Genomic DNA, 13,913 nt, shown 5'->3' with positions numbered 1-13,913 from the left:
CGGTGAAACGTCCGGGTAGGGTCTGCGTGTGACCAGCGACGAGACTCCCGACCAGACCTCCGACCAGACCGCGGGCCAGACTGCGCCGCCTGTGCCGTCGGTGCCGGCGATCCGGCTCGACGTCGACGGCGACCTCACCGCGCTCTTCCGCGCGGTGTGCGACGTGCCGTCCGTGAGCGGGGACGAGAGGGCCCTGGCCGACGCGATCGAGGCCGCGCTACGACCGCTCGCGCACCTCGACGTCGTGCGCGACGGCAACGCGATCGTCGCGCGTACGCACCTGGGGCGCTCGCGCCGCGTGGTCATCGCGGGGCACATCGACACCGTGCCGCTCACCGACCCGCCGAACCTGCCCACCCGGGTGGTCGGCGAGGGCGCCCAGGCCGAGGTCTGGGGGCGTGGGACGGTCGACATGAAGGGCGGCCTCACGGTCCAGCTCGCGCTCGCGGCCTCGCTCACCGCCCCCACCCAGGACGTCACCTGGGTCTTCTACGACCTCGAGGAGGTCGCGTCCGACCTCAACGGCCTGGGGCGCCTCGCGCGCAACCACCCCGAGCTCCTGCAGGGCGACTTCGCGATCCTCGGCGAGGCCACGGCTGCGGGCATCGAGGGCGGCTGCAACGGCACGCTGCGGGTCGAGGTCCGCGTCCCCGGGGTCACGGCGCACTCGGCGCGCGCGTGGATGGGCTCCAACGCGATCCACTCGGCGTCGGTCGTGCTCGACCGTCTCGCGGCCTACGAGCCCGCGTCGATCGAGGTCGAGGGCCTCGTCTACCGGGAGGGCATGAACGCGGTCGGCATCCGCGGCGGCATCGCGGGCAACGTCATCCCGGACGAGTGCGTGGTCACGGTCAACTACCGCTTCGCGCCCTCGCGCTCGCTGCCCGACGCCGAGGCGCACGTCCGCGACCTCTTCTCCGGTTTCGAGGTGGTCGTCACCGATGCCGCTCCTGGTGCGCGGCCCGGGCTCGACGACCCGCTCGCCGCCGACTTCGCGGCCACCGTGCTCGAGATCACGGGGGGCGCCCCGGCACCCAAGTACGGCTGGACCGACGTCGCGCGCTTCGCCGAGATGGGGATCCCGGCGGTGAACTTCGGCCCCGGCGACCCCGTGCTCGCGCACAAGGACGACGAGCGCTGCCCGGTCGGGCACCTCGCGCTGTGCCACGACGCGCTGCGCGCGTGGCTCACCCGCTGATCGTCCCCGCCACGGGTCCCGGGAACGCTTAGGCTCGAGAGCATGAGCGACGACGGAGTTCCCCAGGCAGGCACCGGCTATCGCAAGGGACCGGTGCTGCTGCGGGGCGAGCAGATCCCCCAGCAGACGACCGACCAGCGGCTGCTCGACACCGCGGGCAGCGCGGACTGGGTGCACAGCGACCCGTGGCGGGTCATGAGGATCCAGAGCGAGTTCGTCGAGGGCTTCGGAGCCCTCGCCGAGGTCGGGCCGGCGGTGTCGGTCTTCGGGTCGGCGCGCACGAGTCCCGACCACCCGGACTACGCGCTGGCCGAGCAGGTCGGCCGCCTCCTGGCCGAGCGCGACCTCGCGGTCATCACGGGTGGTGGCCCCGGGATCATGGAGGCCGCGAACAAGGGCGCCAACGAGGCGGGCGGCCTGTCGATCGGCCTCGGGATCGAGCTCCCGTTCGAGCAGGGCATGAACAAGTACGTCAACCTCGGCGTGAACTTCCGGTACTTCTTCGCCCGCAAGACCATGTTCGTCAAGTACGCGCAGGGGTTCGTCGTCCTGCCGGGCGGGTTCGGCACGTTCGACGAGCTCTTCGAGGCGCTGACCCTGGTCCAGACGCACAAGGTCACCGAGTTCCCCATCGCGCTCGTGGACACCGAGTACTGGCAGGGCCTGCTCGACTGGGCGCGCACGACGGTCGCCGGGCGCGGCATGATCAGCGCGCACGACCTCGACCTGCTGTACCTGTGCGACGACCCGGCCGAGGCCGTCGAGTACGTGTGCGAGCGGGGGGCGGAGCTGCGTGCTGAAGAGCTCGAGGCCGTGGCCGACACGGCGGCCGCCCAGCAGCGGGCGTCCGGCGACCGGTGACCGGTGCTTCGCCCCCGGTGCAGGGAGACCGGGCGTCAGGACGACACGTGTCGTCGCAAGCCCCCTCGCCGGTCCCTCCGCAGTGCGCACCGCTCGTCCTGCGGGGGCGGGAGGTCGGCGTCGACGAGTCGGCGCCCGGTCGCCCGGAACGCCCCGTCGTCATGGCGATCGTCAACCGCACGACCGACTCGTTCTACGCCCCTGCGCGCCAGCTCGACGACGGCGCGGCTCTCGAGGCGGTCGCGCGGGCGTGGTCCGAGGGGGCTGCGATCGTCGACGTCGGGGGAGTGCGTGCCGGGACCGGGCCCGAGGTCACCCCGGCCGAGGAGATCCGTCGCGTCGTCCCCTTCGTCGAGCGGGTGCGCGCGGAGTTCCCCGACCTGCTCGTGAGCGTCGACACCTGGCGGGCCGAGGTCGCCCGCGAGGCGGCCCTGGCCGGGGCCGACCTGATCAACGACACCTGGGCAGGGCACGACCCGGCCCTCGTCGAGGTCGCGGGTGAGCTCGGCGTGGGCGTCGTGTGCTCGCACACGGGGGGCGCCGTGCCGCGGACCGACCCGTTCCGCGTCGCGTACCCGACCGTGGAGCAGGACGGGGCGACCCGGCAGCACGACCCTCGCGACGCCGTCGTGCAGGACGTCGTGGCGACCCTGACGGCTGCCGCCGCGCGCGCGGTCGCGTGCGGCGTGCCCCCAGCGTCGGTCCTCGTCGACCCGACCCACGACTTCGGCAAGAACACCTGGCACTCGCTCCACCTGGTGCGCAGGACGCAGGCGCTCGCGGGCCTCGGCCACCCGCTGCTCATGGCGCTCTCGCGCAAGGACTTCGTGGGCGAGACGCTCGACCTGCCCGCCGATGAGCGGCTCGAGGGGACGCTCGCGGCGACCGCGGTCGCTGCGTGGCTCGGTGCCCGCGTGTTCCGCGCCCACGACGTCGCCGCGACCCGTCGGGTCCTGGAGACCGTCGCCGCGATCCGCGGTGACGCCCCACCGGCGCGCGCGCTGCGCGGTCTGGCATGAGTCGGCGCGACGTGGCCACGGGCGGCACGCGCGGCGCGGACGCACCCGCCCCGTCGCGGTCCCAGCCCTCCCGCTCCCTGGCCGCCGTGCTCACCCCCGCACGGTGGCCCTGGTGGGCCAGGGTGCTCGCCGTGTACGCCGTGGCCCGGCTCGTGACCGCCGTGATCCTCCTGGTCGTCTCGCGCTGGCAGGAGGCCAACCTCTGGACCGACGCCGCGCCGTCGTACAGCGCGTGGACGGGGCGGATGTGGGACGCCTCGTGGTACCAGCAGATCGCCGAGAACGGGTACCCGGCAGAGCTGCCCGTGGGGCCCGACGGTGCGGTGCAGCAGAACGTCTGGGCCTTCTACCCCCTGTTCCCGTTCCTGGTCCGCGCGGTCCAGCAGGTGACCGGGCTCGGCTGGGACGTCGTGGCACCCACGATCGCCCTGCTCTGCGGTGCGGGGGCCGTGCTCGTCATCCATCGCCTCGTCGAACGGGCCGGGCACCGGGCCGTCGAGCGACGGCCCGGCCTGCCGCTCGCCACGGTCGCGCTCGTGAGCGTCTTCCCGTCCTCGGTCGTCCTCCAGGTCGCCTACACCGAGGCGCTCGCGCTGCTGCTGGTCGCCTCGGCCCTGTACCTGCTCTGGGCACGGCGCTACGAGTGGGCCGGGCTCGTGATCGTGCTCCTCGGCTTCACGCGCGCGGTCGCGCTGCCGCTCGCGCTGGTCGTGGCATGGCACGCGGTCGTGCGGTACCAGGAGTGGCGGCGGACCCGCTCGGCGGGCACGACGCGGACGGGCGCGGCAGCCACGGGTGCGGTGGCCCTCGCCGACCCCCGCGCCCGCGTGCCCTTCCCGTGGGGGGACGGCGCACGGATCGCCGTCCTCCTCGTCGTCACCGTGGTCAGCGGGCTCCTCTGGCAGCTCGTGTGCGGGATCGTCACGGGGCGCTCGGACGCGTACTTCCTGACGCAGGGCGCCTGGCGCGGGACCGGTCCCGTGGTGCCGTTCCAGCCCTGGCTGGACGTGTCGCACGCGCTCTTCGGCGGAGCCGGCCCGTGGGTGCTGGCGGCCGTGCTGGCAGGCGTGGCGGCCCTCGGGCTGAGCCCGGTCGCGCGCCGGCTGGGCCCGGAGCTCCAGGCCTGGCCGCTGGCCTACCTGGGATACCTGGTCGCGGTGATCGAACCGTGGACGAGCCTCGTCAGGTTCCTGCTGCTGGCGTTCCCCCTGGGTGCGGTCACGCTCGGGTGGACCCGCGCACGCTGGTGGCTCTGGGCATGCCTGGCCGCAGGAGTGGCCGGGCAGGTGTGGTGGGTGTGGTCCCTGTGGCGTCTCACACCGCCGAGCGGCTGGCCGCCGTAGGACCCGAGGTGCCTCCTGACGTCACGGAAGGGGCCCCTAGCGCGACACAGGTCACGATCTGGGCATTTGCGGCCACGGCGTGTCGTATCGGTGAACTAGAATGGTACCTGGACGTCCTCTGGACGGTCGGCGCGGAGACGCGCCGCCGACCTGCCGGGACGTCGACCACAGCAGTACTGGACTACGGAATGGAGAGCCCACAATGGCTGCGATGAAGCCGCGTACGGGGGATGGCCCGCTCGAGGTCACCAAGGAAGGTCGCGGCATCGTCATGCGCGTCCCGCTCGAGGGTGGCGGTCGACTCGTGGTGGAGCTCAACGCGACCGAGGCCAGCGAGCTGGGCGAGGCCCTCCAAGCCGTCGTGGGCTGAGACGTCTTGACCGCGCGCGCAGCCCAGGCTCCACAGCCAGTCCCGGACCTCCCGCCCGTCGGGGGCGTTCCCCGGCACCTGCCCGAGGTGGTCGAGGCGCCAGGCACGGTCCTGGACTGCCCGTTCCTCACCGATGACGCGGTCGCCGCGCTCGTGGTCGCCGTCGCTCCTCCGCTCGAGGAGGAGGACGGCCTCCAGCCGCGTGCGGGGACCGTGGACGCGACCGCACGCTATGGCATCGACCTGGCCGAGCTCGCGGACCGTTCCGGGGGCGCTTCCTTCCGCGGCGCGGCCGGTCAGGTCGCCACGGTCGACCTCCCGCGCACCCACACCGGTTCCACGCACCGCCTGCCCTGGGCGGGGCTGCCGTCGACGATCGTGCTGCTCGGGATCGGTGGCGGGACGGACCTGGAGCTGCGCCGCGCCGGCGCGGCACTGGCCGGTGCCACCCGGGGCCTCGAACGCGTCGTGAGCGCGGCCACCGGGGACGCGACCGCGACCGGCGTGCAGGCCTTCGTCGAGGGCTACCTCCTCGCGGCCTACCGCATCCCGCGCTTCGGCCGCCCGGCCGCCGCCCGGACAGGAGAGGGCGCCGCGCAGGACGGTCCTGCCGAACAGCTCGTGCTCCTCGGCGAGAGCCGGGAGCCGCAGCTCGAGGCGGCCCGCGTCGCCGCGACCGCGACGTGGCTCGTGCGAGACCTGGCCAACACCCCCTCCAACGTCAAGGACCCTGCGTGGGTCGCCGAGCAGGCCACGACCCTGGCCGGCGCTGCCGGTCTGGCCGTCGAGGTGCTCGGGCCGAAGGAGCTCGCGGCGCAGGGCTTCGGCGCGATCCTGGCGGTCGGAGCGGCCTCGGCCAGCCCGCCCCGCCTCGTGACCGTCACGTACGAGCCGGAGGCCGCCGAGCGGCACGTGGTGCTCGTCGGCAAGGGCATCACGTACGACACCGGCGGTCTCTCGATCAAGCCGCGCGAGGCCATGGTGCCCATGAAGACGGACATGGCCGGCGCCGCCGTCGCGCTGGCCGCGGTGCTCGGCGCCGCGGAGTCGGGCGTGCGCCACAAGGTCACGGCCGTCCTGCCGCTCGCCGAGAACCACTTCGGCGCGGACTCCTACCGGCCGGGCGACGTCCTGCGGACGTACTCCGGCACGACCGTCGAGATCGCGAACACCGACGCCGAGGGGCGCCTGGTGCTCGCCGACGCGCTCGGGTACGCGGTCGCCACGCTCGCACCGGACCTGCTGGTCGACGTCGCGACCCTCACGGGTGCGGCCAGCGTCGGCCTCGGGCGGGGGCACGCTGCGCTGTACGCCACGAGCCCCGAGCTCGTGAGCGGCTTCGAGGCGGCAGCCGCGGTGACGGGGGAGCGGGTCTGGCACATGCCGCTCGTCGAGGACTACACGAGCGCGCTGCGTTCGGACGTCGCAGACCTGCGTCACGTGCCGCTCGAGGCCCGTGGTGGTGGCTCGATCACCGCTGCCCTGTTCCTGCGCGAGTTCACGGGCGGTCTGCCGTGGGTCCACCTCGACATCGCGGGGCCGGCGCGTGCCACGGCGTCGCGGCACGAGGTCACGGAGGGGGCGACCGGCTACGGGGCCCGCCTCCTGCTGCAGTTCCTGCGCGACCTGGACTGACCCTCGACGTGCGAGAGGGCCCCTCACCGTCCTCGGTGAGGGGCCCTCTCGTGGTTCCGGCTACCGACGGACGCCCAGCAGGAGGCCGTCGCCGCTGGGGATCAGGGCGGGCAGGACACGCTCGTCGGCGCGCAGGGAGCGGCCGACCTCACGGACGATCGCCGTGACCTCGTCGCGGCGTGCGGGGTCCGCCACGCGGTCGCCCACCAGAGCGCCGTCCACCGCCACGATCCCGCCCGGACGCAGGAGGCGCAGCGCCTGCTCGACGTACTCGGGGTAGCTGTGCCGGTCGGCGCCGACGAGCACGAGGTCGTAGGCGTTGTCGGTCAGGCGAGGCAGCACGTCGCTCGCCCGGCCGGGGATGGTCCGGGTGCGGGTCGGGCGGATCCCTGCCTCGGAGAAGGCCTCCTTGGCGGCGCGCTGGTGCTCGACGTCGACGTCGATCGTCGTCAGGACGCCGTCCTCGGGCATCCCGCGGAGCAGCCACAGGGAGGCCACGCCGGTGCCCGTGCCGATCTCGACGACGGCTCGGGCGGCCAGGGCGGCGGCGAGGGCCTGGAGGACCGCTCCCACGCCGGGCAGGACGGCGGGACAACCCAGCTCGGCAGCGCGCGCGCGAGCGCGCAGGAGGACGTCGTCCTCCGGCACGAACTCCTCGCAGTAGGTCCAGCTCGACGCCTTGGCGTTGGTCCGGCCGATGTCGGTGGTGATAGAACCCTCCTGGTCTTGGGCACCGCGTGTCGCCGGAGACCCGGACGGACTGCTGCGGTGCGGCGGCACCGCGCGGTGCAGGTGATGCGATCGTACCGGTCGAAGGCCCTCTGAGCGCTGGCTGGAGCGTGTTCGGGGGGAGGTTTCGTGCACGTCGTGTCGACGTCCCCGTGCGCGTGGGAACGGATGCGGGTCCCGCGGCGTTGAGAGGGGACAATGGACCGTGTGAGCAGTGACGTGAGTGCCCAGCCCTGGACGCCCCCCTCGTGGGACCAGATCGTGCGGGAGCACTCCGCGCGCGTGTACCGGCTGGCGTACCGCCTGACGGGGAACCAGCACGACGCCGAGGACCTGACCCAGGAGACCTTCATCCGGGTGTTCCGCTCGTTGTCGAGCTACACGCCCGGGACGTTCGAGGGCTGGCTGCACCGCATCACGACCAACCTCTTCCTGGACCAGGTGCGGCGCAAGCAGCGCATCCGTATGGAGGCCATGGGGGACGACTCGGCGCAGTACCCGGCCACGGGCGAGATGACCCACCCGGAGCGAGGGTATGAGCACACGAACCTCGACCACGACGTGCAGCGGGCGCTCGACGCCCTGTCCCCGGAGTACCGTGCGGCGGTCGTGCTGTGCGACATCGAGGGACTGAGCTACGAGGAGATCGCCGTCACGCTCGGGATCAAGCTGGGCACGGTGCGCTCGCGCATCCATCGCGCCCGCACCCAGCTCCGGGCGGCGCTGCCGCACCGTGATCCTTCGGAGCGCCCCGGGAACGACGTCGGCGACCTGACCTCGGCGGACACCGCCGTCGACGAGCTGGCCGCGCTCGCGACGCACAACGCACCGGGGGGACCATGACGCACCTCGGGACGCTCGTCAGCGCTCTCGCCGACGACCAGCTCTCACCGGCCACGCGTGAGCGTGCACTGACTCACGTCGCGGGCTGCGACCAGTGCGCCGCGGAGCTCGCGGTGGCGCGTGCGGTGCGCAAGCGGCTGTCGTGCGCACGGGACGTGCTGCCCACGACGGACCTGACCTCTCGTCTGCTCGCGCTGTCGTCGGAGATGCCCGCCGCGCAGGGGGACCCGCTGCGGCAGGGGCCACCGGTGCGAGACCCGTGGGCCGCGTCGCCCGAGGCCGGAGCGTTGCGGGACGCCCTCACGGGGGACTTCGTGGCGCACGCCCGACGACGTCGCGCGCGTCGCGTGGCCGTCGCGGCCTCGAGCGGGGTCGCCGTGCTCGCCGTCGCGCTGTTCACGCTCGGTGACCGTCCGGTGGTCGTGCCCGACCGGCACGTGGCAGCCCCGCTGACCCTTCTCGCGCAGGCCGGGAACGAGGTGCGCGACGCGGCCGGCGCCGACCTGGTGCCGGTGCTGCCCTCGACGGGCGGGTCGGGGACGAGCGCCGCGGGTGCGGACCCGGGCGCGGCATCCGGCGACTCGATGGACCTGGTCGACTCGGCCGCGCTCGCATGGATGGCCGACCACGGCTGGACGAGCCCGTCAGGGATGCTCGAAGGGTTCGACGTGACGGGCGTCCACCTCGTCGGCGAGGACAAGGACGTCCTGCAGGTCGACCTCGCGGGCCCCGCGGGGACGATCGTGGTGCGCGAGCAGCTGGGCCGGCTGGACACCACGTCGCTGACCCGGTCCGAAGGGTTCGACGGACGCGCGGTCTACGTCCTGTCCGACGAGCCGTGGCACGTCGTGTGGCAGGCTGGGGACACGGTGATCGACGTGGTGGCCGAGGCTCGCAAGGAGGTCCTCGCCGCGTTCGTGGCGACGTTCCCGGCGCACGACTTCGACGAGGGGGTCCCGGCCCGCATCTCCCGGGGATGGACGACCATGACAGGAGCCTTGGGCACCCCATGACCGCACACGACTCAGCGCCCGGACCCGCGGAGCCGCAGCCGGCCCTACCGCCGCGCCCCACGCCGGAGCCCGCACCGACGACGCCCGAGCCCGCGCAGGCCGCGACGCAGGCCGCGGCGCCGCCGCCCGAGCCGCGCAACCCCTTCGCGCCGCCGTCGGCCTACCGGCCCACGCCCGGTGCACCGCTGACGCCCGCCGTCCAGACACCTCCTGCGGCTCCGGCCGCCCCCGCGCCGACGGCACAGCACGACACGCGCCCGTACGGTGCACCGCTCGGCTCCTTGCCCGTCGCGCGCCCCGGCCTTCCGGGCTACGGCGCCGCCCAGGGAACGCAGCCCCCGGTCCCGCCACCGCCGTCCTACCAGGTGCGCCGCCCCGGGACGTACCCGCCGGGGCAGATGCCCCAGCAGCAGGAGCTGCCGACGCACCCGCAGCCGGGACCGTCGCCGACCCCCGTCGAGCCCTGGGCCGCGCAGACGGCGGTGGCCCCGCCGAAGCGACGCCGGCTCGGTGCGGGCGCGGTCGCCGGTATCGCGGCGCTCGCCCTGGTCGCCGGCGCCGTGGGCGGAGTCGCGGCCGAACGGATCGTCGACGGGACGGACCGCCGACCCGTGGACGTCTCGCTCCCCGCAGCGGGCACGGCGCCGGGGGAGGAGCGCCCTGCGGGATCGGTCGCGGCCGTCGCGGCGAGCGTCCTGCCGAGCGTGGTCTCGCTCCAGGTGGAGGGAGCCGACGGCGTCTCCACGGGGTCGGGCTTCGTGATCCGGGAGGACGGGTTCATCCTCACGAACAACCACGTCGTCGCGGGAGGTGCGTCCGGTGGTGAGGTCACGGTGCTCTTCGCCGACGGCAGCGAGCGTCCTGCCGAGATCGTCGGCCGCACCCCCGACTACGACCTCGCGGTCGTCAAGGTCGACGAGACGGGGCTGACCCCTCTCGTGCTGGGCGACAGCGACGCGGTCGTCGTCGGCGACCCCGTCGTCGCGATCGGTGCGCCGCTCGGTCTCAACGGGACGGTCACCACGGGGATCGTGAGCGCGCTGCACCGACCGGTCGCAGCCGGCGACTCGGCGGAGACCGCCTTCATCGACGCGATCCAGACGGACGCCGCGATCAACCCCGGCAACTCGGGGGGACCGCTCGTCAACGGGGCGGGGGAGGTCGTCGGGGTGAACTCGGCGATCGCGCAGCCGCCGGGCACGGGTGCGGCCACGGGCAGCATCGGGCTGGGGTTCGCGATCCCGTCGAACCAGGCACGGCGCACCGCGGAGGAGCTCATGGCGAGCGGTACGGCCACCTACCCGGTGATCGGCGTGCTGCTCGACTCGCGCTACCAGGGCGAGGGCGTCCAGGTGACGACCGAGCCGCAGGGTGGTCAGGCACCCGTGACGGCCGACGGCCCGGCCGCCGTGGCCGGGATCCAGGCGGGTGACGTCATCCTGTCGATCGACGGCAGGCCTGTGAGCCAGAGCGACGAGCTCATCGTCGCGATCAGGGCCAAGGCGCCCGGGGACACCGTGACGCTGCGCGTCCGCACGGAAGACCAGGAGCGCGACGTCCGCGTCGTGCTCGACGAAGCCACGAGCGAGTAGTCTGACCGCGTGTTCGGAATCAACGGCTGGGAATTCGGGATCATTCTGGTGGTCGCCGTGATCGTCATCGGTCCGGAGAGGCTGCCCCGGTACGCCGAACAGCTCGGCGCGTTCGTCCGCACCGCCCGCGGCTTCCTGAAGGACGCCAAGGAGCGGGTGGACGACGAGCTGGGCGACCAGGTGGGCGACGTGGACTGGTCCAAGCTGGACCCGCGGCAGTACGACCCGCGCCGCATCGTCCGGGAGGCGCTGCTCGACGACGACGTGCTCAGCCCGCCCTCGCGCCCGCGTGCCCCGGGCCCCGTCCCGCCCCCGCCCTCCGGGGGCCCCGTCGCCGAGGTGCCAGTGCCAGGACGGCGCGCCCCCTTCGACGACGAGGCGACCTGAGGCCGGTCCCGTCCCGGACGCCTGGCACCGGATTCGGCCAGGGCACGGCGACCTGTCAGAATGGGGCAATGGTCAACGAGGTTCCCGGCGTACGGCGTCCACGCATCTTCTCGGGGATGCAGCCCACGGAGGATTCCCTCCAGCTGGGCAACTACATCGGGGCTCTGAGCCAGTGGGTCGCCCTGCAGGAGTCCTACGACGCGATCTACTGCGTCGTCGACATGCACGCCCTGACGGTCAACCCCGAGCCGGAGAAGCTCCGCGAGCGCACGCGCCGCACCGCGGCCCAGTACCTGGCGGGCGGGGTGGACCCCGACGGGTCGACGCTGTTCGTGCAGTCGCACGTCCCCGAGCACGCCGAGCTCGCCTGGGTGCTCTCGTGCCAGACCGGCTTCGGCGAGGCCGGACGCATGACCCAGTTCAAGGACAAGTCCGCGAAGCAGGGCACGGACGGCACGACGGTGGGGCTCTTCACCTATCCCGTGCTCATGGCTGCCGACATCCTGCTCTACGACGCCGCACTGGTCCCGGTCGGTGAGGACCAGCGACAGCACCTCGAGCTCGCGCGCAACCTGGCCGAGCGCCTCAACTCCCGGTTCGGGGAGGACACCGCGGTCGTCCCCGAGCCGCACATCGTCAAGGCCGTCGCGAAGATCTACGACCTGCAGGAACCCACGGCCAAGATGAGCAAGTCCTCCTCGGGGGGCAAGGGGGTCGTCTGGCTGCTCGAGGACCCCAAGGTCGCGGCCAAGCGCATCAGGTCGGCGGCGACGGACTCGGAGAACGAGATCCGCTACGACCCGGTGGCCAAGCCCGGCATCTCGAACCTCCTGACGATCTTCTCCGCACTGACGTCACGGCCCGTCGCGGACATCGCCGCGGACTACGAGGGCAAGGGCTACGGGCACCTCAAGGTGGACCTGGCCGAGGTCGTGGTCGACTTCCTGACCCCGTTCCAGGCGCGGGCGAACGAGTACCTGTCGGACCCGGCGGAGCTCGACGCCGTCCTCGCACGCGGTGCGGAGAGGGCTCGGGGCCTGGCTCAGGCGACCCTCGACCGGATCTACGACCGGGTCGGCCTGCTGCCTGCTCGTCGGACACGCTGATGAACCTCCCGGAGCGGGGTCCGCACCAGGTGCGGATCGGTATCGCGATCGAGATCCCCGAGCCCTACGGCACCGCCCTCCAGGAGGCACGGGCCGCGTTCGGCGACCCGTTCGCGGGAGACATCCCGCCGCACATCACGCTGCTCGGGCCGACCGTGGTGGACGAGTCCGACCTCGACGAGGTCTACGCCCATCTCGAGGGCGTCGTGGCTCAGGCGGCGCCGTTCCGGGTCATCCTGCGCGGGTCGGGGACGTTCCGCCCCGTCTCGCCCGTGGTCTTCGTGATCGTCGCGCAGGGGATCGCCGAGTGCGAGGGGCTCGAGGGGGCGGTGCGGTCGGGCATCCTCGACCAGGAGCTGCGCTTCAACTACCACCCGCACGTGACGGTCGCGCACGAGGTCGACGACGAGGCGCTGGACCTCGCGTTCGACGAGATGGCCGGGTTCGAGGCGGCGTTCGACGTCACGGGCATCCACCTTTACGAGCACGGGGACGACGGCGTGTGGCGGCCGGCCCGCAGGTTCGAGCTCACCGGGCTGTCGGACGGGTGAGACGGGCGGTCGTCTTCTAGGCTCGGGCGATGACCCAGGCAACCAACCCGGCACCCGATCGCAAGGCCGGGGCCGTACGTCCGGGCCGTGACGGCCCCTCCTCCGACGCCCAGAAGACGAGTACCCCGCACGCCCGCACGCCCCGCACCGCGCGCGGCACCACGCCCGACGGCAGCGCCCCCGACGCCCCCGACGCCCCCGGGGCCCCGGGGACGGTCGCCCGCCTGACGGCCCGTGCGAAGGCCGTCCAGGCCTGGTGGAACACGACCCGCCCGGCCAGGGCGCTCGCGCAGTACGGGGTCCAGCGCGGAGCCCTCCTGTGCGGTGGCATGGCCTACTCGGCGCTGTTCTCGCTGTTCGCCGGGCTGACGATCTTCTACACGGCCTTCATGGCGTTCCTGGGCAACAGGGAGGAGCTGCGCGACGAGATCTTCGCGCAGATCGACAAGGCGATCCCGGGACTGATCAAGCAGACGCCCAACGGGCCGGGCGTCATCTCGCCCGACGACCTGATCCTGGACCGTGGTTTCGACCTGTCGAGCATCATCGCGGTGTTCGTGCTGCTCTTCAGCGCGATCTCCTTCATGGCGGCGCTGCGCACCTCGACCCGGGCGATGTTCTCGCTCACGGACGTGGGGCAGAACCCTGTGCTGTCCAAGCTGCGCGAGCTGGGCGGGTTCGCCGTGCTCGGGATCAGCGTCGTCATCTCTGCGGCAGCGACCGTCGTGGTCCAGACACTCGGGGCGACGCTCTTCGGCGACGGCGTCCTGGCGTCGGTCCTGGTGCCCGTGGTCGGCATCTTCGTCGGGCTCGTCTTCGACGCGATCGTGGTCCTGCTGATCATCCGCTTCGTCGCGGGCGTACAGCCGCCGCGCAAGGACCTGTACATCGGCGCCCTGGCGGCGGCGGCCGCCTTCGGGGTGCTGCGGTACCTCGGGACGAGCATCATCGTCGGGAGCTCGTCGCGCAACGCGCTGCTGGGCTCGTTCGCGACGTTCGTGACGATCCTGCTGCTCGCCAACTTCGTCACACGGATCCTGCTGATGGTCGCGGCGTGGATCGCGGACCCGCCGGCACAACCGACCGCGGACGAGCTGCGGGAGCGGGCCGAGGCGGAGCAGGACGAACGCCTCGAGGCCCGGGTCCGTCGCGGGGCCGGGTACGGCTATCCCTGGAGCCCCGTCGTCCGTGGGGTCCGCCGGGGCAGAGCGCCCAGGGTGTCCGTCAAGATCTGAGCCGACGAACGCCGACGGCGGCCCACCGGCA

13 protein-coding genes and 1 pseudogene are annotated in these 13,913 nt (G+C 73.2%); 13 read left to right on the top strand and 1 reads right to left on the bottom strand.

Going from position 1 to position 13,913, the window contains the following annotated elements; translation table 11 throughout:
* Positions 1–91: 91 nt before the first annotated feature.
* The 6 genes and pseudogenes from dapE to JOD48_RS13790 all read left to right on the top strand — a co-directional run bounded on the left by dapE (position 92) and on the right by JOD48_RS13790 (position 6,426).
* On the top strand, positions 92–1,198 hold the full coding sequence (gene dapE, locus JOD48_RS13815; protein WP_372440800.1) for a succinyl-diaminopimelate desuccinylase: 1,107 nt from the start codon (positions 92–94) through the stop codon (positions 1,196–1,198).
* 42 nt (positions 1,199–1,240) lie between these two features.
* A complete protein-coding gene (locus tag JOD48_RS13810; RefSeq protein ID WP_191788812.1) occupies positions 1,241–2,059 on the top strand; it encodes an LOG family protein in 819 nt (272 codons plus the stop codon).
* A gap of 47 nt (positions 2,060–2,106) precedes the next feature.
* Positions 2,107–3,075, top strand: a pseudogene (gene folP / locus JOD48_RS13805) (dihydropteroate synthase); the annotation flags it as partial.
* Positions 3,075–4,421, top strand: coding sequence for a putative hexosyltransferase (locus tag JOD48_RS13800; protein WP_204809550.1), 1,347 nt, complete (start codon positions 3,075–3,077; stop codon positions 4,419–4,421). The pseudogene folP and the gene JOD48_RS13800, both read left to right, overlap by 1 nt.
* Positions 4,422–4,623: 202 nt before the next feature.
* Entirely contained in the window at positions 4,624–4,791 is a 168-nt protein-coding gene (locus JOD48_RS13795) for a DUF3117 domain-containing protein (RefSeq protein WP_064506638.1), read from the top strand.
* Positions 4,792–4,797: 6 nt separating this feature from the next.
* Positions 4,798–6,426 (top strand): leucyl aminopeptidase family protein, encoded by a 1,629-nt coding sequence (locus JOD48_RS13790; RefSeq protein WP_239527413.1) that lies wholly within the window; start codon positions 4,798–4,800, stop codon positions 6,424–6,426.
* Between the two features lie 60 nt (positions 6,427–6,486).
* Here JOD48_RS13790 and JOD48_RS13785 read toward each other — a convergent pair whose 3' ends face one another.
* Positions 6,487–7,074: an O-methyltransferase gene (locus JOD48_RS13785; protein WP_307824157.1), complete on the bottom strand. Its 588-nt coding sequence runs from the start codon at positions 7,072–7,074 to the stop codon at positions 6,487–6,489.
* Positions 7,075–7,362: 288 nt separating this feature from the next.
* On the opposite strand from JOD48_RS13785, the gene sigE reads away from it, so the two are divergent.
* The 7 genes from sigE (at position 7,363) to JOD48_RS13750 (ending at position 13,882) form a co-directional block, all read left to right on the top strand.
* A complete protein-coding gene (sigE, locus tag JOD48_RS13780; RefSeq protein WP_307824156.1) occupies positions 7,363–7,998 on the top strand; it encodes an RNA polymerase sigma factor SigE in 636 nt (211 codons plus the stop codon).
* On the top strand, positions 7,995–9,011 hold the full coding sequence (locus tag JOD48_RS13775; protein WP_191788816.1) for an anti-sigma factor family protein: 1,017 nt from the start codon (positions 7,995–7,997) through the stop codon (positions 9,009–9,011). Before sigE ends, JOD48_RS13775 begins: the two co-directional genes overlap by 4 nt.
* The gene (locus JOD48_RS13770; protein ID WP_204809548.1) at positions 9,008–10,603 is read left to right on the top strand and encodes a S1C family serine protease; all 1,596 of its coding nucleotides are present in this window, start codon (positions 9,008–9,010) and stop codon (positions 10,601–10,603) included. The genes JOD48_RS13775 and JOD48_RS13770 overlap by 4 nt, the downstream gene beginning before the upstream one ends.
* Before the next feature lie 9 nt (positions 10,604–10,612).
* Complete coding sequence (locus JOD48_RS13765; RefSeq protein ID WP_191788818.1) at positions 10,613–10,990, top strand: twin-arginine translocase TatA/TatE family subunit; 378 nt, start codon at positions 10,613–10,615, stop codon at positions 10,988–10,990.
* A 68-nt stretch (positions 10,991–11,058) separates the two neighbouring features.
* Positions 11,059–12,096 (top strand): tryptophan--tRNA ligase, encoded by a 1,038-nt coding sequence (gene trpS / locus JOD48_RS13760; protein ID WP_204809547.1) that lies wholly within the window; start codon positions 11,059–11,061, stop codon positions 12,094–12,096.
* Positions 12,096–12,647 carry a 2'-5' RNA ligase family protein gene (locus tag JOD48_RS13755; RefSeq protein WP_191788820.1) on the top strand — a complete coding sequence of 184 codons (552 nt, stop codon included), beginning with the start codon at positions 12,096–12,098 and terminating at the stop codon, positions 12,645–12,647. Before trpS ends, JOD48_RS13755 begins: the two co-directional genes overlap by 1 nt.
* Positions 12,648–12,676: 29 nt before the next feature.
* Positions 12,677–13,882: a YihY/virulence factor BrkB family protein gene (locus JOD48_RS13750; protein ID WP_204809546.1), complete on the top strand. Its 1,206-nt coding sequence runs from the start codon at positions 12,677–12,679 to the stop codon at positions 13,880–13,882.
* Positions 13,883–13,913: the final 31 nt, after the last annotated feature.

This window comes from Oerskovia paurometabola, from assembly GCF_016907365.1.
Lineage (GTDB): Bacteria > Actinomycetota > Actinomycetes > Actinomycetales > Cellulomonadaceae > Oerskovia > Oerskovia paurometabola.
Note: the sequence above shows the minus strand (reverse complement) of the source record. Positions and strands in the feature narration are given on the sequence as shown.